The sequence below is a fragment of the Neobacillus sp. FSL H8-0543 genome, assembly GCF_038592905.1.
Classification (GTDB): domain Bacteria; phylum Bacillota; class Bacilli; order Bacillales; family Cytobacillaceae; genus Neobacillus.
Genome location: NZ_CP151943.1, coordinates 561,233 through 582,915, shown reverse-complemented (window position 1 = coordinate 582,915; position 21,683 = coordinate 561,233). Strand labels below are relative to the sequence as shown.

General features: G+C 37.5%; 21 protein-coding genes. 10 read left to right on the top strand and 11 right to left on the bottom strand.

Features of this window, described 5'->3' with window-relative positions; translation table 11 throughout:
* Window positions 1-143: 143 nt before the first annotated feature.
* Both NSS81_RS03040 and NSS81_RS03035 read left to right on the top strand, forming a co-directional pair.
* The gene (locus tag NSS81_RS03040) at window positions 144-1,286 is read left to right on the top strand and encodes a class I SAM-dependent RNA methyltransferase (RefSeq protein WP_342432085.1); all 1,143 of its coding nucleotides are present in this window, start codon (window positions 144-146) and stop codon (window positions 1,284-1,286) included.
* 138 nt (window positions 1,287-1,424) lie between these two features.
* The gene (locus tag NSS81_RS03035; protein WP_342432084.1) at window positions 1,425-3,353 is read left to right on the top strand and encodes an ATP-dependent DNA helicase; all 1,929 of its coding nucleotides are present in this window, start codon (window positions 1,425-1,427) and stop codon (window positions 3,351-3,353) included.
* Between the two features lie 49 nt (window positions 3,354-3,402).
* Here the strand turns inward: NSS81_RS03035 and NSS81_RS03030 are convergent, their stop codons facing one another.
* The 5 genes from NSS81_RS03030 to NSS81_RS03010 all read right to left on the bottom strand — a co-directional run bounded on the left by NSS81_RS03030 (window position 3,403) and on the right by NSS81_RS03010 (window position 5,753).
* A complete protein-coding gene (locus tag NSS81_RS03030) occupies window positions 3,403-3,702 on the bottom strand; it encodes a metal-sulfur cluster assembly factor (RefSeq protein WP_342432083.1) in 300 nt (99 codons plus the stop codon).
* A gap of 14 nt (window positions 3,703-3,716) precedes the next feature.
* Window positions 3,717-4,961, bottom strand: coding sequence for a hypothetical protein (locus NSS81_RS03025; protein ID WP_342432082.1), 1,245 nt, complete (start codon window positions 4,959-4,961; stop codon window positions 3,717-3,719).
* Between the two features lie 14 nt (window positions 4,962-4,975).
* Window positions 4,976-5,182 carry a DUF2249 domain-containing protein gene (locus tag NSS81_RS03020; RefSeq protein WP_342432081.1) on the bottom strand — a complete coding sequence of 69 codons (207 nt, stop codon included), beginning with the start codon at window positions 5,180-5,182 and terminating at the stop codon, window positions 4,976-4,978.
* Window positions 5,183-5,209: 27 nt separating this feature from the next.
* On the bottom strand, window positions 5,210-5,443 hold the full coding sequence (locus NSS81_RS03015; RefSeq protein WP_342432080.1) for a DUF2249 domain-containing protein: 234 nt from the start codon (window positions 5,441-5,443) through the stop codon (window positions 5,210-5,212).
* Window positions 5,444-5,603: 160 nt separating this feature from the next.
* A complete protein-coding gene (locus NSS81_RS03010; protein WP_342432079.1) occupies window positions 5,604-5,753 on the bottom strand; it encodes a hypothetical protein in 150 nt (49 codons plus the stop codon).
* A gap of 129 nt (window positions 5,754-5,882) precedes the next feature.
* Between NSS81_RS03010 and NSS81_RS03005 the strand changes: the two genes are divergently transcribed.
* Together NSS81_RS03005 and NSS81_RS03000 are read left to right on the top strand one after the other, a co-directional pair.
* Window positions 5,883-6,116 carry a DUF2249 domain-containing protein gene (locus NSS81_RS03005; RefSeq protein WP_342433913.1) on the top strand — a complete coding sequence of 78 codons (234 nt, stop codon included), beginning with the start codon at window positions 5,883-5,885 and terminating at the stop codon, window positions 6,114-6,116.
* Between the two features lie 194 nt (window positions 6,117-6,310).
* Window positions 6,311-7,822 carry a carboxypeptidase M32 gene (locus NSS81_RS03000; RefSeq protein WP_342432078.1) on the top strand — a complete coding sequence of 504 codons (1,512 nt, stop codon included), beginning with the start codon at window positions 6,311-6,313 and terminating at the stop codon, window positions 7,820-7,822.
* A gap of 108 nt (window positions 7,823-7,930) precedes the next feature.
* Here the strand turns inward: NSS81_RS03000 and NSS81_RS02995 are convergent, their stop codons facing one another.
* Genes NSS81_RS02995 through NSS81_RS02985 form a run of 3 tightly spaced genes read right to left on the bottom strand, consistent with a single transcriptional unit; the run spans window position 7,931 to window position 10,236 of the window.
* On the bottom strand, window positions 7,931-9,589 hold the full coding sequence (locus tag NSS81_RS02995) for a b(o/a)3-type cytochrome-c oxidase subunit 1 (protein ID WP_342432077.1): 1,659 nt from the start codon (window positions 9,587-9,589) through the stop codon (window positions 7,931-7,933).
* Window positions 9,589-10,065 (bottom strand): cytochrome c oxidase subunit II, encoded by a 477-nt coding sequence (locus tag NSS81_RS02990; protein ID WP_342432076.1) that lies wholly within the window; start codon window positions 10,063-10,065, stop codon window positions 9,589-9,591. The genes NSS81_RS02995 and NSS81_RS02990 overlap by 1 nt, the downstream gene beginning before the upstream one ends.
* A gap of 21 nt (window positions 10,066-10,086) precedes the next feature.
* Complete coding sequence (locus NSS81_RS02985) at window positions 10,087-10,236, bottom strand: cytochrome c oxidase subunit 2A (RefSeq protein ID WP_342432075.1); 150 nt, start codon at window positions 10,234-10,236, stop codon at window positions 10,087-10,089.
* 786 nt (window positions 10,237-11,022) lie between these two features.
* Between NSS81_RS02985 and NSS81_RS02980 the strand changes: the two genes are divergently transcribed.
* On the top strand, window positions 11,023-12,111 hold the full coding sequence (locus tag NSS81_RS02980; RefSeq protein ID WP_342433912.1) for a 3-oxoacyl-[acyl-carrier-protein] synthase III C-terminal domain-containing protein: 1,089 nt from the start codon (window positions 11,023-11,025) through the stop codon (window positions 12,109-12,111).
* Window positions 12,112-12,693 carry an isoprenylcysteine carboxyl methyltransferase family protein gene (locus NSS81_RS02975; RefSeq protein ID WP_342432074.1) on the top strand — a complete coding sequence of 194 codons (582 nt, stop codon included), beginning with the start codon at window positions 12,112-12,114 and terminating at the stop codon, window positions 12,691-12,693.
* A gap of 983 nt (window positions 12,694-13,676) precedes the next feature.
* On the opposite strand, the gene NSS81_RS02970 is transcribed toward NSS81_RS02975, so the two are convergent.
* Window positions 13,677-13,823: a hypothetical protein gene (locus NSS81_RS02970; protein ID WP_342432073.1), complete on the bottom strand. Its 147-nt coding sequence runs from the start codon at window positions 13,821-13,823 to the stop codon at window positions 13,677-13,679.
* Window positions 13,824-13,906: 83 nt separating this feature from the next.
* On the bottom strand, window positions 13,907-14,584 hold the full coding sequence (locus NSS81_RS02965; RefSeq protein ID WP_342432072.1) for a nuclease-related domain-containing protein: 678 nt from the start codon (window positions 14,582-14,584) through the stop codon (window positions 13,907-13,909).
* 169 nt (window positions 14,585-14,753) lie between these two features.
* Here NSS81_RS02965 and NSS81_RS02960 point away from each other — a divergent pair, with 169 nt between their 5' ends.
* From NSS81_RS02960 to NSS81_RS02950, 3 genes are all read left to right on the top strand, one after another.
* Complete coding sequence (locus NSS81_RS02960) at window positions 14,754-18,416, top strand: dynamin family protein (RefSeq protein WP_342432071.1); 3,663 nt, start codon at window positions 14,754-14,756, stop codon at window positions 18,414-18,416.
* A gap of 2 nt (window positions 18,417-18,418) precedes the next feature.
* Window positions 18,419-19,246, top strand: a complete 828-nt coding sequence (locus NSS81_RS02955) for a sulfurtransferase (RefSeq protein ID WP_342432070.1) — start codon at window positions 18,419-18,421, stop codon at window positions 19,244-19,246.
* An 89-nt stretch (window positions 19,247-19,335) separates the two neighbouring features.
* Window positions 19,336-20,205, top strand: a complete 870-nt coding sequence (locus tag NSS81_RS02950) for a 5'-3' exonuclease (protein WP_342433911.1) — start codon at window positions 19,336-19,338, stop codon at window positions 20,203-20,205.
* Window positions 20,206-20,273: 68 nt separating this feature from the next.
* Here the strand turns inward: NSS81_RS02950 and NSS81_RS02945 are convergent, their stop codons facing one another.
* Window positions 20,274-20,711 carry a hypothetical protein gene (locus NSS81_RS02945; protein ID WP_342432069.1) on the bottom strand — a complete coding sequence of 146 codons (438 nt, stop codon included), beginning with the start codon at window positions 20,709-20,711 and terminating at the stop codon, window positions 20,274-20,276.
* Between the two features lie 185 nt (window positions 20,712-20,896).
* Here NSS81_RS02945 and NSS81_RS02940 point away from each other — a divergent pair, with 185 nt between their 5' ends.
* Window positions 20,897-21,631 carry a YheC/YheD family protein gene (locus NSS81_RS02940; RefSeq protein ID WP_342432068.1) on the top strand — a complete coding sequence of 245 codons (735 nt, stop codon included), beginning with the start codon at window positions 20,897-20,899 and terminating at the stop codon, window positions 21,629-21,631.
* Window positions 21,632-21,683 lie beyond the last annotated feature (52 nt).

Below are 21,683 nucleotides of genomic sequence, written 5' to 3'. Positions count from 1 at the left end.
AATCGACTCTCCAATGAGGAGAGTCTTTTTATTTTCTATATTAAAGAGTTTCTTGCATTTGTCCTTGATTTTTAGTCTATAATGAAAAGATAATGCAATTTTTTAAGAATAGCATACATATGTAATGAATAAGGGTGAAAATAATGGGAAAATATCAATTAATAGCGACCGCAGCAATGGGACTTGAGTCTTTAGTGGCAAAAGAAGTTCGTGCATTGGGATATGAATGTGAAGTGGAAAATGGAAAAGTAATTTACACAGGTGATGAGACAGCGATTGCCCGAAGTAATTTATGGCTCCGCACAGCTGATAGGGTAAAAATAAGGGTAGGAGAATTTAAAGCATTGACCTTCGATGAGTTATTTGAAAAGACGAAGGCACTGCCATGGGAAAAATTTCTCCCCGAGAATGCGGAATTCCCTGTAATCGGTAAGTCGGTCAAATCAACACTTTTTAGTGTTTCTGATTGCCAGGCAATTGTAAAAAAGGCAGTTGTGGAAAGATTAAAAAAACATTATAACCGTAGTACTTGGTTTGAGGAGAACGGCGCCTTTTTTCGGATTGAAGTGGCATTGTTAAAGGATATTGCTACGATTACGATTGATACGAGTGGTCAAGGACTTCACAAACGGGGCTATCGCGTTGACCAAGGAGAAGCACCGTTAAAGGAGACCCTTGCAGCTGCATTAGTGATGCTGACTAACTGGAAGGCAGATCATCCGTTTATGGACCCTTTCTGTGGTTCTGGTACGATTCCAATTGAGGCCGCATTGATAGGGCAAAATATTGCTCCTGGATTTAACCGTGAATTTGCTTCAGAAGGATGGGATTGGATCCCTGAAAAGATATGGGATAATGCTCGAACAGAGGCTGAGGACTTAGCGAACTATGATCAGCCACTCGACATCCTAGGTACGGATATCGATCACCGGATGGTTAAGATTGCTCAAGAAAATGCCTTTGAAGCGGGCCTTGGTGACCTCATTAAATTTAAACAAATGCAAGTTAGAGATATCTCAACACCTAAAGAATACGGTGTAATTGTTGGTAATCCTCCCTATGGGGAAAGGATCGGAGATAAACCTGAAGTCGAGCATATGTATAAGGAAATGGGTCAGGCATTCAACAAGCTTGATACATGGTCAATTTATATTTTGACCTCAAATGAAGAGTTTGAACAACTTTATGGCAAGCGGGCAACTAAAAAAAGAAAGCTTTTCAATGGTTTTATTCGAACAGATTTGTATCAATATTGGGGAAAAAGACCTCCTCGTTCCTTCGAGTAAATCGATTATCATTGGTGCCTCTTCTCTTGACATTAGGCACTTTTAGGATAAAATTAAACAGTTGAATATAGCTTATAACATTCTAAGAGGTAGCGTCTTCCTAAAGACGCTATTATTTTTTGCTGGGGAGGTTTTTTTTTGCAAAGTAAGATACCTTTTGAAATTACTAAATCTGAATCCTTTTATGACAAACTAAGTGAGTGGATTGGCGACTTATTTTACGATATATTACCCGAAGCTGGGTTCGAATTAAGAGATGAACAAATTTTCATGGCCTTTCAGCTAGAGAAGGCTTTTAAAGAGAAAAAGGTAATGTTTGCAGAAGCAGGAGTGGGCACGGGAAAGACCATTGTGTATTTACTTTATGCCATCATGTATGCTCGATACACAAATATGCCTGCAGTGGTTGCCTGTGCGGATGAAACTTTGATTGAGCAACTTGTAAAAAAAGAAGGCGACATAGCCAAGCTTGAAAAAATACTTGGTTTAAACTTCGATGTACGGTTAGCAAAATCCAGAGATCAGTATCTTTGTTTGAAAAAGCTAGATCACGTTAAGCAAACAGATTTTAATGATGATATTGCTGATATTTACGAACAATTACCTGACTTTGTCCACAATGACGGTTCAATGCAAAAGTTTGAAAAGTACGGTGACAGAAGGGACTTCCCCGCATTATCTGATGAATCATGGGGTAAAGTGAATTGGGATGCCATTCAGGATTGCTTTACGTGTGAGAAGAGGCATCGGTGTGGGCTTACTCTAAATCGTGATTTCTATCGTCATTCCACGGATTTAATTATTTGTTCTCATGATTTTTATATGGAGCATATTTGGACAAAGGAATCGAGAAAACGGGAAGGACAGCTGCCGCTTTTACCAGAGCATTCCTCTGTTGTTTTTGATGAAGGACATCTCCTCGAATTCGCTGCACAAAAGGCGCTAAGTTACCGCTTTACCGATGCAACTTTAGAAACGTTGCTTACTAGGTTAATGGAAAATGAAGTGCGTGAAAAAACGTTGTATACGATTGAAGAAGCACTGTTGGATAACGATAAATTTTTCAGTTCCATTTCGGAGTTTTCTGTTCCATCGCAAGGCTCTGATAAGCAAATGATAACACTCAATCCGCAGGTAATAAAATACGGTGAAAAATTGTTAAGTAAGCTTCAGCAATTAGAAGAAGAACTAGTGTTTGAAAGTGAATTGTATGTTATTAATGAGTATGATTTAAGGATTGTCGAAGAATACTTGGAACAGATTACGTATTCACTTTCTCTTTTCCTAAAAGAGATGAACGGTATTACTTGGTTTGAGGAAGTAGGCTATGAACGTACCCTTGTTATCATGCCAAAAATGGTTGAAGAAGTTTTAAGAGATGAGGTATTCTCGCAGAAAAAACCGTTTATTTTCTCATCAGCAACCCTATCAAACCAAAAGAACTTTGCCTATATTGCTAACGGCCTTGGGGTGAAGGAATTTTTATCTTTTTCTGTTGAATCACCGTTTGATTATGAAGAAAAGATGGAAATCTATTTACCGACATTCAGCAAAGATAATAGGGATGAGAAGCTAGACTATCTATTGAATACCATTCGACAATCAGAAGGCAGAGCACTGATCCTTTTGAACAATCAAAACGAAATGAAACAGTTGAAAGAAAGCCTAAAGGGCTCGGTAGAGTATCCGATCTATTTTGAAGGGGACGAAGAAATTAGCACGCTCGTTTCCAAGTTCCAAAATGAGGAGCATGCTATCCTGTGTACCATACATCTATGGGAAGGGTTAGATATTCCAGGAAGGTCGCTAGAGAATATCATCATTTATTCTTTGCCATTTCCACCAAACGACCCTGTGTTTACCGCGAAAAGGGAAGGCGTAGAAGACCCGTATCGGGATGTTGATTTACCATATATGCTGCTTCGTTTAAAGCAGGGTGTAGGTCGCTTAATTAGGAGTGAAAATGACCGTGGTACCGTTCATATCATGCTTCAAGATGATATCTCTGAAGAATTATTGCAAACAATTAAAGATGTTCTGCCAACGAAACCAATAATGACTGCATAATATAAAAAAGGTCAAGCACCGAATAGTGGTGGTTGACCTTTTTGGCTTCTTACATGCCTAATAATCTTTTGCCTTCAGGAGACATTTTTTCAGGAGACCATGCTGGTTCCCAAACAGTATTAACCTCAACATTTCTTGTCTCTTCCATGCCTTCAACGCAATACCGTACCCCGCTAGTAATACTGTCATGAAGGGGACAGCCTGGTGTGGTTAATGTCATCGTGATTTTGACATCTGCCTCATCAGTTATATCCACATCATAAATTAAACCAAGGTCAACGACATTTATATTTAACTCAGGATCTAGTACAGTTTTTAACGAAATAAGTACTTTCTCTTTTAAATTCATCTAAAATCACCTCATTATTTTTTTAGAACACTTAGAATGTTTAATGAAAGAACAATAAACACGATTGAAAGCACAATTTGCCCAATATTAAACAGTAAAACGGTTTTAAATAGTAGGGATAGAAATACAGTTAAAACAGAAACAACAAATAATGAAAATAAAGGTACAACAATTTTTTCATTCATCATATCTTTTAATGAAGGAACAGCATGTTTGCCAATTTCCTTACTATATTTATATGTCCACCATAGAAACGGAACAATTTTAAATAAATAACCACTAATACTTAGGATAATCCAAAGAAATAAATACAGATAAATGAGTGGCCCAATGATTATTGAAAAATGTCCAGTGAATAAAGCGATAAAGGCAGCAAGATGGATGAGATTTCCAAAGCTAATTGCAATGATGGCAATTGTAAATGGCTTATCAAGCTTTTTCTTTAATCTCTTTTTAATAATGATGCTAATATGCCAACTAAAAATAGAAAACCCGATTAGCAAGAGAAGGAATCCTAATTTTAATAACAACGAATTATTATTAAAAAATGAAATTAGCGTGATTAGCAGTCCCACAGCATAAAATCCATAGACATATCTCGCCTGAACCATTGGAAAACCATGAGATAATGAAAACATTGGTACCATTTTATAAGAAAAGCCGAAAATCAAAAGGGTAAACCAGCCAGTTACACCCATTAAGAGATGGCTTTTAAAGAAAGATTGATAGTATTCGGATGCAAAGCCTGTTTTAAGGGAAATAACCAGTGTAATCCCTAAGAATATCGTTAAAAATAAACCAACTAACGCACTGCCAACAAAAGCAGTAAGGATGTTCGGTTTTGCTTGCTTTCTTAAAGTCATCACCATTTGGAATACAAACATTAAGATGCCTAGTAAAGTCAGTATACCTGGGATTAAGGCATTTTGTGGGGACAAATATAGCATCCCTGAAAAGGTCGCAATTCCTATTGCAGTAATGAAAAACTGAATAAAGCCAAATTTCTCATTCCAAATTTTAGTTAAAAAGGCCACAGGTACTAATTGATACATCGCACCCATTGCCACCATTAAAGCCCATCCTAAAATTAGCAGGTGAGCGGATGACCAAATAGCTGGTATTCTAAAGCCACCCTCGACAAGCATCTGTCCATTTAACAATAGTAGGACTTGTGAAATAATTAAAGAAATAATACTAAAAAAGATAAATAAAAATGGAAGCTTGATATTTGTTTCACTTCCCAAATTTTGAGGAAGCATATAATTACACCTTCTTACTTGAAGATTTCAATTTTAAAACTGCCATCATTCTGTGCTTCCGTCCGTTGCTGGTACCCTAAATCCTCGAGCTGCTCGTAAAGGAACATCGGACGCCGATCATTAATAATGGTTAGTACTTCACCAGCACCGAGGGTTTCTAAGGCTGCAAGTGTCCTCATCATTGGCTGTGGCGGTTCCAGGCCGCGATTATCTAAAATCATACCCTATCACCTTTCTTCCTATCCAATTTAGGCATTCTTAGTAAAAGTTACTTTCCAATGTTTCTTATCAAGCTCTTCTGCTTCATGTGTAAAGCCTTTTGCCTTTAGTACCGCAAAAAGTGGTGCAGGCTTAAATGGAGCGTGAAGGATAAAAATATCATTATCCTTTACTTCTTTAATTGCATCCATTATTTTTTGGAAGGGTTCAATCTTATTCTTCAAATCCTCGCGTACATCTAGTTCAATAATTCTTTGTTCCATTATAGATACAACCCCTTTTATTAGTAGTAATTTTCTCTTTTATAAGACCATTGTAACAGTGATTTCACAGTATTTATGTGACCTCAATCATAGATAATGTATTTTTCACTATCACCAACTACTTTTTTAAAACCTAAATAATGAAAAAGATCCGCAAAGATTAACTTTGCGGATCTTCGTCTTTCTTTGTTCCTTCAAAGCACTCAAAACAATAAAGTACTTTGTCATCTGTGTGTACACCGTTAAAGAATCCATCTAAGCAAAAGATTTCCTTGGAACATGACTTACAAGTTCCTATCAATTCCTTCATAAACATCCTCCTATGCATTTTAACATCTTTGAATAAAATTATTCTCTTAGTGTGATGGGACGCACTATGTAAAAGCCATTTGTTTTTTATAATAAGCTAGAAGTTAACAAATTAAAAGGAGTGAAAATGATGCAAACATTCGCAACAATCATCAATGTTCCAGATTACGCACCACGTGAAAAGCACGTAACGATTTTTAAAGCATTTGACGAATTAAAATCTGGAGAATTTATGCAGATTGTCAACGACCATGATCCTAGACCACTTTCATACCAATTTCAGATGGAAAGACCTGAGCAATTCTCTTGGGAATATCTTGAAGAAGGTCCTGAAACATGGAAGGTATCAATCGGTAAAAAATAATCACTTAGACTCTATGGGGTCTAATAACCTCTCAACTCGATAATCTTAGTTATTGAATATATTTTCTCAGTAACATTCTCTTTCCCTATATATATTTTTTACAACAGGAATTTATTTCTGTTGTTTTTTTATCTCGGGTGACGGAATATTCTTCAGAAAAATATGATAAAATCGTTGGAAAGGGGGAATTCAAAATGAGTATGAAAACAGTACAAATGGAAGAAGCATTTCTGGATTATGTGAAGAAAATTTCAGCATATAATGAAGCACTAAGTGTAATTTATTGGGACCTAAGGACAGGTGCTCCGAAGAAAGGAGTCGAACAACGATCAGAGGTAATAGGGGTTCTTTCTTCTGAAGTTTTTAAAATGTCGACTTCTGAAGAAATGGCATCATACATAGCTAATCTAGGAAAAGCAGAACTTTCCGAAACGACAAAAAAAATCCTAGAAGAATGTAAAAAGGAATATGAACGAAATAAAAAAGTTCCGGCAGAAGAATACAAAGAATATGTCATCCTGCAATCAAAAGCTGAGAATGTTTGGGAAGAAGCAAAAGAAAAGTCGGATTTTGAGCTTTTCCAACCATACTTAGAGAAGTTAGTAGAAATGACAAAGCGCTTTGTCAATTATTGGGGCAATGAAAAGGGACAGATGTATGATGTCTTGTTAGACCTATACGAGCCTGGAATTACCGTAGCCATTCTTGACGAAGTGTTCGGTGAACTTAGGGATAAAATTGTTCCATTAGTCAAACAAATCAAAGAGTCAGCTATTAAACCTAATACAGACTTCCTTTTTGAAAGATTTAAGAAAGAAGAACAAAGTGCATTTAGTAAAGAAATCTTATGTAAAATGGGTTATGATTTTGATGCTGGCAGACTCGATGAAACGGTACATCCCTTCGCAATTGGTTTAAATCCAGGAGATGTTCGAGTTACAACAAGATATGACGAGCAGGATTTCCGGACAGCAGTATTTGGAACAATTCACGAAGGCGGTCATGCGTTATACGAGCAGAATATATCAAAGAAGTTAATTGGAACACCGCTTTGTACTGGGACATCTATGGGAATTCATGAATCACAATCACTTTTCTATGAAAATATTGTCGGTCGTAATTTCTCATTTTGGAAAAACAATTACCAGTTGCTAAAAGAATACGCTAGTGGCCAGTTTGATCAAGTTAAGGTAGAGGATTTCTATCGTGCCATTAATGAGTCAAAACCTTCTCTCATAAGAATTGAAGCAGATGAGTTAACCTATCCGCTGCATGTCATTATTCGCTATGAAATAGAAAAGGGCTTGTTTAATGGTGAAATCGAAGTGAAAGACCTCCCAGAAATTTGGAATGATTTATATGAAAAGTTTCTAGGCATACGCCCTGAAAATGATGCGAAGGGTGTACTGCAGGATGTTCATTGGGCAGGAGGCAGCTTTGGTTACTTCCCATCCTATGCGCTAGGCTATATGTATGCTGCTCAGTTTAACAACAAGATACGCAAGGATCTTCTAAACTTTGACCAGCTTCTTGAGGAAGGAAATTTACTTCCAATAAAAGAGTGGTTAACAGAAAATATACATCAATATGGCAAACTTAAAAAGCCACTGGAAATTTTAAATGATGTTACCGGTGAAGGACTAAATGCGAAATACTTAATCGATTATTTATACAATAAATATAGTGATATATACCAACTAAATTAACGATAAAAAGGGCTTCAATCACGGAGATTGAAGCCTTTTTTTGTCTAATAAAGTGTCTAAGAAAAATGAATTTCTTTTTCCCTAGACAAGTCGCTGCCGCATTTTATATTACCATGTTTTAAACCCTGGTGATCCTGGAGGTGCGTTTTGAATCATATCGATAAACGGTATCGTGTATGCGAAAAGAATAAGTAGGACAGTGATCCCAAGCCATAATTTCCAGTTTTCAAAAATCATTGGTGCAGATTCATCAGGATTTTCTGCTTCAGCAACTGGGAATTCCTCTTCACCTTTAGGTGCAAAGAAAGCTAGGTTGACAAAGATAATGATCATTAGGATGATTCCTAAGAAAAGAATCGAACCGCCAACCGCCTGTGCAATTTGATATGGTATCCATTCAAGGGCTTGGGCTGAGTCACCATAAGTAGAGAATGATGAACGCCTTGGACCGCCTAATAGCCCTTGGAAGTGCATCGCACCAGACATGAATGCCATCCCAATTAACCAAACCCAACCTTGGATAATACCTAGTTTATTCATAGCTTTTGTTAATTTACGTCCTGTTAAGTGTGGAACAAGCCAAAAAGATATTCCAAAGAACGTTAATACCACAGAGGTTGCAGCTGTTAAATGGAAATGACCTGTTACCCAAATCGTATTATGAATCACTTGGTTCATTTGGTTTGAAGCATTGATAATACCACCTGCACCCGCAGGGATAAAGCTTGCCATCCCGAGAAATGGAACGGTAAAACGAGCATCTTTCCATGGCAGAACTCTAAACCATCCAAAAAGTCCTTTTGCTCCTTTTGAGCGGCCATACCTTTCGAAAGTTGCAAACAATGAAAAGGCAGTCATCAATGATGGAATAATAACCATGAAAGTTAGAACTACTTGTAAAAACTTCCATGCAGGATCAATTCCTGGTTCAGTTAATTGATGGTGAAACCCGACTGGAATTGAGAAAAGTAAAAATAAAATGAATGATAACCTAGCTAACGAATCGGAGAAAATTTTTCCGCCGATAATTTTCGGTATAATAGCATACCAACACATATAGGCTGGAAGTAACCAGAAATAAACTAGCGGATGTCCGAAGTACCAGAAAAGTGTCCGGCTAATTAAAACATCTACTGTATCCACTATGCCTAATGACCATGGTAGTAATTGGAACAATACAGATGCAGCAACACCAAGTGTAGCAACAATCCATAAAACGGTATTGATCACTGCCATAAAGCTTAACAGTGGGCTTGGTTTACCCGGATTATTCCTACGCCATTTTGCATAGGTCATAATTTGTGCTGCTCCAGCAAACCAACTACCAACAATAACAAATGTTAATCCTAAGTAAAAAATCCAGTGAGCCTTAAGTGGAGCATAGAATGTATAAAGTACAGATGCTTCTTTAAGTAAAACCATGGTCGCTGCCATAATTGTTCCAACAGTCATAATCCAAAAGCCAATCCAAGCACTTCTTCTTGCTGTTTTTGAATGTGTTCCAGCTGTCCGGCTGACTACAACATATTGGAATCCCATGATAAAGAAGGTTGTTAAAACAAGACCCATCAATACACCATGAACCGTTAATATTTGGTAATAATCAATTCCCCATGGAAGCTCAAATTTACCTGAACGGACAAGAGTTTGTAAAAGTCCCATAAGTCCACCAAGTGTAAGAGCGGTAAACGCAACATAAAAGTTTGCCATTCCGATTTTGGCATCACGAGGGTCAACTTTAAATTTTTCCGAAGCAGTGTTAATCATTATTCAACCACCTCTATCTTCGAACTCATTAAATGGTGTCCAGTACCACAGTACTCATTACAAACCACCAAATATTCTCCAGCCTTATCAAATGTAGTAACAATTTCGTTAACGTATCCTGGTTCAAGCATCATATTAATATTCGTTCCAGCCATTTGAAATCCGTGAATAACGTCTTTAGTCGTTGCAATTACCTTTACCTTTGCTCCTAGTGGAACTTCAACTTGTGCAGGGTTATAGGAGAAAGCAGAGGCAACATAAACTAGTTCATAATCCCACTCTTTTCCTTCAACCTTATGTAGACCTGGTTTATCGAATGGTGCTTGTGTATCAACCTTTGCTGGGTCGATAGTAGTTAAACAGCTTGGCGGCTTGTTCCCCAGATAGAAAGCGCTCACACCAACAACTGATAAGAAAATCACAAGTGCACTTATTCCAACTGTAAGCCAAATTTTTTCAAACTTGTGCATATGCATGACCTTTTCCCCTTTCTCTCTTTAAAAACGATTGACGAATAAGAGATAGACACTTACCCATGTGACAACAATAAATGCTCCCAAAAACATTACAGACACAAATGTCCCTTTAAGTGAGGAGCTGTCCTCAACTTCTGTTTTTTGGTTGGTTTTCAGTTCCACCTTTGCCATCCCCCTTGCACTCCCTTCAGAAAAAATCAAATAAATATAACTTCTCTTCCATAATACAAAACAATTGTGAAGAAAAAATAACAAATTTAAGAGTTCACAAATTGTTCATTCCTTAGGTATCTACTATGGTAATGATAAAAACTTGGTATATCAGTGATTTATATCACAATACCTCTAAGGTAAATGTGAATAAAGTGTGAACATCAGAGAAAAACCTGTGATAAAAGTTGTTGAATGTGTTCGGAAAGGTAGAAAAAACAATCTTTTTTTGCTATTAGTCACCATTCAGAAATCTATAAATAAAATAATATATGTATCTTAGACTCATCAGAAGAGAGTGTGTTCTTTATGGAAAAATATTATTGCGAACAATGTCGGATTCTGTATAGTGAAGTGGAATATTGTAAGGTCTGCGGGTCACTAGCGAGCAATAAAATTAATATCGAGGTCCAAAAGCAATCCGAAAAATAGTTAGAATTTTTATGCACCTTACCGTAGGTGCTTTTTGTTTTATTACTGAAATACTCTGCTAAAATATTCAAGAATACATAGATACGAGGGATAAACAGGGGCCAATAAAAATAAATGGATTTTAACAACTGGAAAAGATTATCTAATGAATAGAATGGAAATCCGCGATATAATCAAGAAGCACAACAACAACAACCTTCAAAACGTTTGCTTCCCTGATAGGGAAGCTTTTTTTTTGCCCCTTTATTTTATGGAATATTTTTTCCTATATTGGAAAAAATATCTATACGTATGTTAAAGGAGACTGAATGTATGATGCCAACGATTCTATCCGTTGCTGAAGTAATTCCCCCTTTTGAAATAAAACAAGAGCAAGCGATGGATTTCGCTCGAGGAATTTTTACAGAAAGGTTTAAGGATATTGAAAGACTGCTAAAAGCCTTTCAGAATGGTCAAATTGAAAAAAGACATTTTGCGAAAGATATTGAATGGTTTAAAAAGGATCATTCCTTTGAGGAAAAGAATAATGCTTACATTGAAGCAGCAGTTACTCTAGGGAAACAAGCAATTGAAAAATGTCTTTCTAATCGGGGCTTTTTAGCTAGGAAGGTGGACTTTCAAGAAATCGATGCCATATTTTATATCTCTTCAACTGGATTAGCGACCCCAAGTATTGAAGCAAGAATTATGAACCTTTTACCCTTTCATTCTCACACAAAAAGAATCCCGATTTGGGGACTCGGTTGTGCAGGCGGAGCTGCGGGCTTATCAAGGGCATTTGAATATTGTCTGGCTTACCCTGAGGCAAAGGTGTTAGTGTTGTCTGTCGAACTTTGTAGTTTAACTTTTCAACGAAACGACCTGTCAAAAAGCAACCTAATCGGGACCTCGCTGTTTGCGGATGGAATTGCATGTGCATTGGTTTGCGGCAATGAAGCTAACTTAAATGACATTCGTCGACAAAAATCATTTCCTTCTATTATAAATACACAATCGACGCTGATGCCAGATTCATTGGATGTAATGGGTTGGGATATAAAGGAACAAGGGTTGTTTGTAGTATTCTCCCGTGATATCCCTCGTATTATTGAAGACTGGTTAAAACCAAATGTCGGTGAATTTTTAAAGAGTAATCAGCTGGAACTATCCGATATAGACCATTTTATTGCTCATCCAGGAGGAAAAAAGGTAATCGATGCATACATAAAGTCACTATCTATTCCATCTGCAATGACGGACGTTTCATTGGAGGTTCTGCGGCAATATGGGAATATGTCATCGGCAACGATTCTATTTGTACTCAAGCGTTTTATGGAAATGGATATTGAAGCGGGATCCTATGGATTGTGTACAGCACTAGGTCCTGGTTTCAGTTCAGAACTATTATTAGTGAGGTGGGAATAAGTGGATAATATTCTTCTGTTTCTTTTATTCTTTATATTTGTCGTTTTTCAACGGGCCATTGAACTATTTGTAGCCCGAAAAAATGAAAAATGGATGAAAGACCAAGGAGCACTGGAATTCGGATCAAATCACTATCAATACATGGTGTTCATGCATGCACTATTTTTTGTGTTTTTTTTCATTGAAAAAATAACTATTAATCGTGATGTTCCTCAATTTTGGCCGCTGTTATTATCCGTTTTTGTTTTTACGCAGATAATGAGATTCTGGGTTATTTCTTCGCTGGGAAAATACTGGAACACAAAGATTTTGGTGTTGCCAAATGTTAATGTCATTAGAAAAGGTCCATACCGTTTTATAAAACACCCGAACTATGTAGTAGTCACACTGGAACTAATCGTTGTCCCGTTGCTGTTTGGGGCATACTTTACGGCCATTTTGTTTACTATCTTGAATCTGTTAATGCTGTCGGTTCGGATTCCAGCAGAGGAAAAAGCCTTAAATGAATTAACTGAGTATGAGGGAAGCTTTCAAAGCTGTAATCGCTTTTTACCAAAATTGTTAAATAAATATGACAATTAACCGAGTGCTATTGAAAATGATTATCAGCTATGATAATATTTAACTAACGATGAAAATCATTCTCAACGCGACAGCGCGGATAAGGAAGGTGTTTACTGATGACTCTAGCTTTTGTTGGTGGCACGGTAGTTATATACGCATTTGTCTTGAAACACGTTTTAAAAAATGTAACCCATTGACTATATTTTAGAAAAACCCAAGGAGAGCTCCTTGGGTTTTTTGTATGTACTTAACGATAAAGAGGGGATTATGTTATCGACAGAACTCCGGTCACGGAAGCGAAAGCGGAAACTATGAAAGCTTCAATGTGACCGAACTCTGGGAAATGAAGCCAAAACGGTAACTAAGAAAGGTTCATAGTGACCGAACTCCGGGAAAAGAAGGCGGTGCGGTAACTAAGAAAGGTTCATAGTGACCGAACTCCGGAACAGGAAGCCAAAGCGGTAACTAAGAAAGGTTCATAGTGACCGAACTCCGGAACAGGAAGCCAAAGCGGTAACTAAGAAAGGTTCATAGTGATCGAACTCCGGAACAGGAAGCCAAAGCGGTAACTATGAGAGGTTCATAGTGACTGAACTTTGGAACAGGAAGCCAAAGCGGTAACTAAGAAAGGTTCATAGTGACTGAACTTTGGAACAGGAAGCCAAAGCGGTAACTAAGAAAGGTTCATAGTGACCGAACTCCGGAACAGGAAGCCAAAGCGGTAACTAAGAAAGGTTCATAGTGACCGAACTCCGGAACAGGAAGCCAAAGCGGTAACTAAGAAAGGTTCATAGTGACCGAACTCCGGAACAGGAAGCCAAAGCGGTAACTATGAGAGGTTCATAGTGACTGAACTCTGGAACAGGAAGCCAAAGCGGTAACTAAGAAAGGTTCATAGTGACCGAACTCCGGGAAAGGAAGCCAAAGCGGTAACTATTAAAGCTTCAATGTGACCGAACTCCGGGAAAGGCTGTTACTTAGTTTCACTAAAAGGAATTTTATCATTCATAATAGCAATATTTTCCTGGCCCGATAGCTTTAAAATTTTTCTTCAGTATCCTTCTAATCATCTTTTCCGACTCCACCACTTGACACCACTCATAGACAATATTTGTAGTAATCTTTTTATCCAGAAAAAGGAGTTTCATTTCACTCACACTCCTCAACACGGCTGATTCTATAGTTTCAGTGCATCCACAAGTGTCACAAACTATTATCCGTCCCCCCACAATTATCGAAAAAGAATAACAGGTTGACAATTTAACCCCTTGCGCAGCTTACTATATTCATACTGTGGTAACCGGGTATAGGGAGATTCACAAATATGCGCCGATAATAACTTGTCAGCGAGCTTTTTGTGGCGGGAAGTTAATTTAGGAGGACTCTTATCCAGTTTTATCATACAGGCGTTTAGCTGTGATGGAAAAATAATTGGCTTATTTAAGGGTGCTTGATAGAGAGTAAACTTGAGGTTGACATAAATAACGTTTGATTCAAGTGGAAAAGTGTATCCTGTTTTTTGGAGAAATTGTCGGAGCAAGGATTCACATCGTTCTAACTGCAGCAGCGGGTCTTTTATCTCACTTCCAGATTTCGTGTAGAGCCTGTCAGATTGATAGTAATAATCTCCTTCATAATTTTTCACTTCACAAGGGTAAATGATGTCAGCTGAGATGATTAATGTGTCGATTTGAAACAAGGTATTATTAACCTCAAGTAACAAGTCTCGTAAAATTAACACATCACTCTGAAGTTGATACGTCAAAATTTCAAACGTAACTTCCCCTACATAGCCCTTCTCAAGGTATACATACAACTGCTTATCATTTGGTGTTAATTCCATTCGGGTGTTTAAATGCCTTAGAATGATTAATTCCGTTGGAACCGTTCGAGGTTTTACGACTTCCATATTCCACAACCTTTCTCACTTTTTGAACTACATATTAATAATATCGAAGTGTCTGAAAAAAAGGCATGAATGTTTACTTACATTTGCTCATAAGTAAAATTAATATGAAAAGTTTAAATAATCGTATAAAATAAAAATATTACAAAGTTGTGAACAAGGGGAAAGTGATATGGTCCAAACGGCGAACCAGCAAGACACCATTCAAGCTTTAAAAAGTAAAATTACTGCAATCTACGGTTACCTTAACAAACAAGGTGATGTTGAAAATGCGGAAAAAACGAAGCAACTAGCTAAAAAACTTGAAAACAGAGAGTTTATGATTGCTTTTTGCGGCCATTTTTCTGCAGGGAAATCGACAATGATTAATAGGGTAGTAGGCGAAAACCTGCTGCCATCGAGCCCTATTCCGACCAGTGCCAATCTGGTAAAAGTAAAATCGGGTGAAGAATATGCAAAAGTTTTTTTCAAAAATGAAAAACCACGCCTCTATTTAGCTCCATATGATTATGAATTGGTAAAAAATCATTGTAAAGATGGCGATCAAATTGAAGAAATTGAAATCAGCCATGCCGATTCACCGCTACCTGCCGAGACGGTAATAATGGACACACCTGGAATTGATTCGGCCGATGATGCCCATCGGATAGCCACTGAATCTGCGATCCATCTTGCCGATTTGGTTTTTTATGTAATGGACTATAATCATGTTCAGGCCGAGTTAAACTTTTTATTTACCAAGGAGTTAACGGAAGCCGGTAAAGAGGTTTACTTGGTGATTAACCAAGTGGATAAACATAGAGAAGATGAGTTGAGTTTTCTAGACTTTCAGCAAAGTGTACTGGATTCCTTTTCTGCTTGGGGTGTTGAGCCGGCCCGAATTTACTATACTTCCTTGAAGTTCGAGGACCATCAGCATAATGAATTTAACGAACTACAGCAATTTATCTCACAAAAGTTGCAAACAAAGGATCAATTTTTACAGCAATCAATCTTTCATTCTTTAAAGAAAATAGCCGAAGATCATCTTGAGAAAATGCGGATAATAAGCGAAGAAGAACTTCAACCGGCCATTGAAATTCTTAATGAACTACCTGATGAGGACAGAGAGAAACTACACCACAGCTATCAAGAAATTAAAATAAATCTTCAGACCCTTTCCGGTGGAGTAACAGATACAGAAAAGGAAATGGATGCCCAAATTGTTCAAATTATGAAGAATGCCTATTTAATGCCCTTTCAAACGAGAGCCTTAGCGGAGGCATTTCTGGAAGCCTATCAGCCAGAATTTAAGGTGGGACTTTTATTTACCAAGCAAAAAACTATGGAAGAAAAGAAGACAAGACGTGATCGTTTTTATCAGGAATTGCTTGAAAAAACAAAGTCCCAGCTCGAGTGGCATTTACGTGAATATTTGTTAACGTTAGTAAAAGAACATGATCTTGATAACCAAGAATTACAGACGATTGCTCAAGCTTTTACGGTAAAAATACCGGTTGAATTGGTAAATGAGACCGTTAAGCAGGGGGCAAGATTATCTGGAGAATATGTTCTTCATTACACGGAGGATATTGCAAACGGAATCAAAAAAATAGCCCGTCTCGAGATAGAAGAATTTAAAACGGTTTTCCTTGCCTTTTTAACGGAGAAAACTGAAAAATTAAAGAAGATGTATCATGTTGAATATCAGAAAATCGAAAGATATGTGGGTGCCTTGGAAAAAGTTTCAAACCTAGAAACTCAAAACGAGGAAGAAGGAAAAATAGTAACACAGTTATTAACCCAAGTGTCGAATTTCAATCTAGATACTATTCAGCTTTTTAACCAAGCGGAACAAGATTTTGAAGTGGTGTATGGGCAGGAAAAGACAGCCAGGGCTGACGCTGAATTCGCCATAAAAACGATAAACAAACCTGCACCTGTAAAAATAAGCATTAAAGCAGCAGCAGAGGAACCTGACCATGTCCAACAAATGATTAATCGCTTAGAAAAGGCTTCAAAGCTTGTAACCAACCTTCCTGGCTTTCAAAAACTGGCTGATGAATTAGCAGAAAAGGCTGAAAGATTAACAAATAGAGGGTTTACAGTGGCGCTATTTGGTGCCTTTAGTGCGGGAAAATCTTCTTTTGCTAATGCCTTAATGGGTGAAAAAGTATTACCCGTATCGCCAAATCCGACGACTGCAGCCATAAATAAAATAAAGCCCGTTACTGAAAGGTATCAGCATGGTACAGTATTAGTTAAATTCAAGGAAGAAGCAGCGATGCTTGAGGATGTAAATCGTTCATTAAAGTTTTTTGAGGTACAAGTTGGGAATTTGAATGAGGCTTCAAAGGAAATTGACAAGGTAATGCTAGAAAAAGGGCAGGAGGGTGTGTTAGAGAAGACACATTATGCCTTTTTACAAGCATTTAAACAGGGCTGTAATGATTACTTTCATCAGCTTGGGGCAGTTATCGAAACCGATTTAAATGAATTTGCAGAGTTTGTTGCGCGGGAAGAAAGATCGTGTTTTGTAGAATGGATTGAGCTTTATTATGATTGTGAGCTGACACGTAAAGGAATCACACTTGTCGATACACCTGGAGCCGATTCCATTAATGCCCGCCACACAGGAGTGGCATTCGATTATATTAAAAACTCTGATGCGATTCTTTTTGTAACTTATTATAATCATGCCTTTTCAAGAGCGGACCGGGAGTTTTTAATCCAGCTTGGGCGAGTGAAGGAATCTTTTCAGCTTGATAAAATGTTCTTTATTATTAATGCGATTGACTTGGCGGAAGATGAGGAAGAACAGGAAACTGTTACGGACTATGTAAAAGAACAGTTAGTGAAATATGGCATCAGTCAACCACATCTCTACCCGTTATCAAGTCTTTTAGCATTAAAAGAGAAGCTAGAAATTGGAACAATTAATCAATCAGGACTAGGCAATTTTGAGCGTAATTTCTACCATTTTATTTCCAATGACTTAACAAAAATGGCAATCACCTCTGCTAGAAACGAGCTTCACCGGGTTCAAGAACTTGTGGGTAAGATGATTCAAGGCTCAAGAGAAGACCAAAGTGAAAAAGATAATAAACGGTCAGAAATCGTGCGCCAAAAAGCAATGATTAAAGCCTTTTTTGACAAGCAAACAGAAGAGGCGTTAACAAAGCGAATGACTCAGGAATCAACAGAATTAATTTACTATATTAAACAAAGGGTATTTTTTCGCTTTAATGATTTCTTTAAAGAAGCGTTCAATCCAACCGCATTAAGAGATGATGGAAGAAATTTGAAAAATGCACTTCAGGGGGCTTTAGATGAGTTTCTTGAAAGTCTCGGGTTTGATCTAGCTCAGGAGATGAGAGCCACTACAGTAAGACTCGACCGGTTTGCTGAAAAAATACTCGTAGACTTTCAGAAAGTACTCGTACGGGACTTAGTTGAAATTAATGATGATCTTTCCTTTTCAACGTTTGAAACGAACTTTGATGAGGGAATTGACTTTCCAATCGCTTTTTCCAATATCAATAAAAAAATATTCACGAAGGCAATATCCTATTTTAAAAATCCAAAAGCCTTCTTTGAAAAAAATGAAAAGAAGTTGATGAGCGACGAGCTTCAAGCAAACTTGAGCACACATGCGGATGACTACTTAAAAATAGAAGCTAAGCGTGTTGAGGAATATTACACCAACCTCCTGTGCTCTGAATTCAATCGGCTTATCAGCCAAATGAATGCTCAGGTAGAAGATTTTTACTACAGCCTACAATCGGCCTTGGATGGCGGTGTATTAATCGAGGATTTACTTGAGGTTTATAAAAAGCTAGAAGAATATGGGGGATAAATATGAAATTCATCATCGACAAAGAATGGCTTTTCAATCAATTACATGAATCAAGTATTCGCATTGTTGATTGTCGGTTTTCATTAGCAGACTCTGAAAAAGGTAATCGCGAATATGGTTATAGTCATCTTCCAGGTGCTGTCTTCTTTGACCTCGAGAAAGACCTATCTGGAAGTGTGGGTGATCACGGCGGCAGGCATCCACTGCCTGATATAGATGAATTTGTTCAAAAGCTAGAGCGATCTGGAATTGACGAAACCATTACTGTGGTAGTCTATGATCAAGGCGACGGAGCGTTTGCGGCAAGGTTTTGGTGGATGCTCCAATACCTTGGCCATGAAAAGGTATTTGTCCTTGATGGAGGGTTTAACAGCTGGAAAGAGGCGGATTATCCCGTATCGACAGAGATACCTGTCTACGAGCCTGCTGAATTTAAGATTAATATCAATCGGGAAATAATTGGTAATGTTGATAATGTAAGAGCAGTGGTAAACGGCCAGTTAGCCCCTGCGATTTTAATTGATTCACGAGAAGAAAGACGTTATTTAGGCTTGGAAGAACCGATTGATAAGAAAGCTGGTCGTATTCCGGGAGCAATTAACAAGCCTTGGATAGAGGGACTTCATGCGGGGTGCTATAAACCTGTCGAAGCCCAAAAACAACGGTTTTCAGAAATCCCCCTTGACTCTCAGTTGTTTGTATACTGCGGTTCTGGTGTGACCGCTGCACCAAATTTCCTAGCCTTAAAAGAAGCAGGATTCGAAAAGGTAAAACTTTACTTGGGAAGTTTTAGCGACTGGATTTCTTATCAAGAAAACAAAATTGAATGATCTTTTATGTTATAATGGGAAACGTGCTGTTTTAAGGCAAATCAATTTAAGGGGGTAATTATTTGAATACTAATCAAAAACCTTCACTTATGCTTGTAGATGGAATGGCACTGTTATTCCGGGCATTTTATGCAACGGCCGTATCAGGTCAGTTTATGATAAATTCTAAAGGTATACCGACGAATGGAATTCATGGTTTTATTAAGCATTTATTTACCGCTGTTTCTTCTTTCAAACCTTCACATGTGGCCGTTTGTTGGGATATGGGAAGCAAAACGTTTCGTACCGAATTGTTTGACGCTTATAAAGGTAATCGCTCAGAGGCGCCAGTTGAACTAATTCCGCAATTTGATTTAGTTAAAGAAGTGGTTGCTGCTTTTGATATACCTAATATTGGCTTAGCAGGCTATGAAGCAGATGATTGTATTGGTACGATTGCGAACCAAGCAAGAGATACAGCAAATGTGTCGATTTTGACAGGAGACCAGGATATCCTTCAACTCCTCGATGATAGCATTTCCGTCATTTTGTTGAAAAAGGGCTATGGGAATTATCTTGTTCACACCCCTGATACTTTCTTCGAAGAAAAAGGGATTAGGCCTAGACAAATGATTGATTTAAAAGCATTAATGGGTGACCCGAGTGATAATTACCCTGGCGTAAAGGGAATTGGTGAGAAAACCGCGCTTAAGCTCTTAAAAGAATTCGAGCATGTCGAGGGAATCATTGCTAACCTAGATCAACTTTCAAAGTCACATAAGACGAAAATAGAGCAGGATCTTGAAATGCTTCATTTATCGAGAATACTTGCAGAAATTAAGTGTGATGTGCCCGTAAGCTGTGATTTGGAAAGTGCAGGACTTAGAATCGAAAGAGAAAAAGCAATGAACAAACTAATGGAACTTGAACTCCGTGGTGTGCAAAGGCTGTTACCGCTAGAGGAAGCATTTATATCCTAATACAAAAAAGGTTGTCTCATATGAGGCAACCTTTTTTGTATATAGTTTTTATGCATAACAACACTTATTTAAGTGTTGATAACTGCACCTTGGAAAGATCCCATACTAAAAGTAACGGTTTGTTGTTGACCCCCACTTGGATGAGTTACACTTGCTTGCAAAGTGTAAGTGTGTACTCCAGCATCGACAGTAGTGTCACAACAGCTAAATGCTGTCGTATCAGCTTGACCTGCTTGATCAACAGAATCAATTGCTGAACAAAGTGGGTCAACGCCATCACGTAAAAATCTAAAAGTAATAAAATCTGCTGCAGAAGTTCCTGTCCAAGTTGCATAAGCATTCAACCAAACTGCGTTTGTCGGAGAATTAACAGTTAAAGTAATTTCGGCAAGGTCTTGAAAACCTGTACCACTTGTTACCGTTATATCTGGATCCCCAAAGTTTTCACAATCAAAATCAATAAGCAAGCCAGGATTAAATACTCCCATATTTTTCCACTCCTTCATTTTTTTAGTTCCCTACATGTATATTAAACTTGTCTTTTAGTGGACTAGTTATCTGCCTTATTTTATAAAAATGGGTTAATAAACAGAAAAATAGGATTACCCCCAATTTATTCATTGGTACAGGAATATATATTTTTTCAAAATAGAATATAAATGAGGCAATAAATATAAAAAGGAGAGGTAAAATGCGTGTTTCTGTTGGGAAATGGACAAAGCATAAATTGATGATGGAGGATGGAAGACTTTCTTCCTTTTTGCCTGATACTCAATACTTGAATAGAAGTTCTTTAAATACAATGTTAGAAAAATATAATCAAATAATGGTTAAGCCCTGCTTTGGTTATCAGGGACTTGGCATTATCCAGATATCATCGTTAACAGATGGAAATTTTGAACTTCATATTGGTCACAGGAAAACAATCATAAACGGAATAGAGCAAATTTATGATTATTTAAAAGAGAATCACTTTCCAAGTAAAAGACAACGGTATATCGTCCAGGAAAGAATTCCACTTGCAACGATTAATAAGAATCCGTTTGATTTTCGCGTAATGGTGCAAAGGAAAAAGAGTTCATCGGAATGGGCAGTAACTGGTAAACTTGCAAAAGTGGCCGCAAATAATTTTGTTATAACTAATGCAGCCAAAGCAATTTTATCAGTAGAAGATGCAATTGAAAAATCACTAATTAATAATGAGAAAATCAAAGATATTGCAGCTGAATTAGAGGAAGTTTCCTTGCTAATTGCTCAGCAATTAGCAAATTCCTATACAAAAAAACGTGTATATGGAATAGATCTTGGTATTGATTTAGACGGTAAGGTCTGGATTATAGAAGCAAACCTGACTCCTGCTGTTTCCATGTTTAAATTTTTGAATGATGGCTCTTATGAAACCATTAACTCTTATAAAAGAGGATGAAATAAGGCTAAGTTTAAAATCTGCCCATACCTTTTAATGAGCATTGAATATA

Bases quoted from the DNA above. Each gene is read 5' to 3' on its own strand.
- NSS81_RS02980 (WP_342433912.1), top strand. From the start codon at position 11,023: ATGCCAACGATTCTATCCGTTGCTGAAGTAATTCCCCCTTTTGAAATA.
- NSS81_RS03030 (WP_342432083.1), bottom strand. From the start codon at position 3,702: ATGAATTTAAAAGAGAAAGTACTTATTTCGTTAAAAACTGTACTAGAT.
- NSS81_RS03010 (WP_342432079.1), bottom strand. From the start codon at position 5,753: ATGAAGGAATTGATAGGAACTTGTAAGTCATGTTCCAAGGAAATCTTT.
- NSS81_RS03020 (WP_342432081.1), bottom strand. From the start codon at position 5,182: ATGATTTTAGATAATCGCGGCCTGGAACCGCCACAGCCAATGATGAGG.
- NSS81_RS03040 (WP_342432085.1), top strand. From the start codon at position 144: ATGGGAAAATATCAATTAATAGCGACCGCAGCAATGGGACTTGAGTCT.
- NSS81_RS02945 (WP_342432069.1), bottom strand. From the start codon at position 20,711: ATGAAGGAGTGGAAAAATATGGGAGTATTTAATCCTGGCTTGCTTATT.
- NSS81_RS02970 (WP_342432073.1), bottom strand. From the start codon at position 13,823: ATGAAACTCCTTTTTCTGGATAAAAAGATTACTACAAATATTGTCTAT.
- NSS81_RS02985 (WP_342432075.1), bottom strand. From the start codon at position 10,236: ATGGCAAAGGTGGAACTGAAAACCAACCAAAAAACAGAAGTTGAGGAC.
- NSS81_RS03005 (WP_342433913.1), top strand. From the start codon at position 5,883: ATGCAAACATTCGCAACAATCATCAATGTTCCAGATTACGCACCACGT.
- NSS81_RS02965 (WP_342432072.1), bottom strand. From the start codon at position 14,584: ATGGAAGTCGTAAAACCTCGAACGGTTCCAACGGAATTAATCATTCTA.
- NSS81_RS02955 (WP_342432070.1), top strand. From the start codon at position 18,419: ATGAAATTCATCATCGACAAAGAATGGCTTTTCAATCAATTACATGAA.
- NSS81_RS03000 (WP_342432078.1), top strand. From the start codon at position 6,311: ATGAGTATGAAAACAGTACAAATGGAAGAAGCATTTCTGGATTATGTG.
- NSS81_RS02995 (WP_342432077.1), bottom strand. From the start codon at position 9,589: ATGATTAACACTGCTTCGGAAAAATTTAAAGTTGACCCTCGTGATGCC.
- NSS81_RS02960 (WP_342432071.1), top strand. From the start codon at position 14,754: ATGGTCCAAACGGCGAACCAGCAAGACACCATTCAAGCTTTAAAAAGT.
- NSS81_RS03015 (WP_342432080.1), bottom strand. From the start codon at position 5,443: ATGGAACAAAGAATTATTGAACTAGATGTACGCGAGGATTTGAAGAAT.
- NSS81_RS02990 (WP_342432076.1), bottom strand. From the start codon at position 10,065: ATGCATATGCACAAGTTTGAAAAAATTTGGCTTACAGTTGGAATAAGT.
- NSS81_RS02950 (WP_342433911.1), top strand. From the start codon at position 19,336: ATGCTTGTAGATGGAATGGCACTGTTATTCCGGGCATTTTATGCAACG.
- NSS81_RS03025 (WP_342432082.1), bottom strand. From the start codon at position 4,961: ATGCTTCCTCAAAATTTGGGAAGTGAAACAAATATCAAGCTTCCATTT.
- NSS81_RS02940 (WP_342432068.1), top strand. From the start codon at position 20,897: ATGCGTGTTTCTGTTGGGAAATGGACAAAGCATAAATTGATGATGGAG.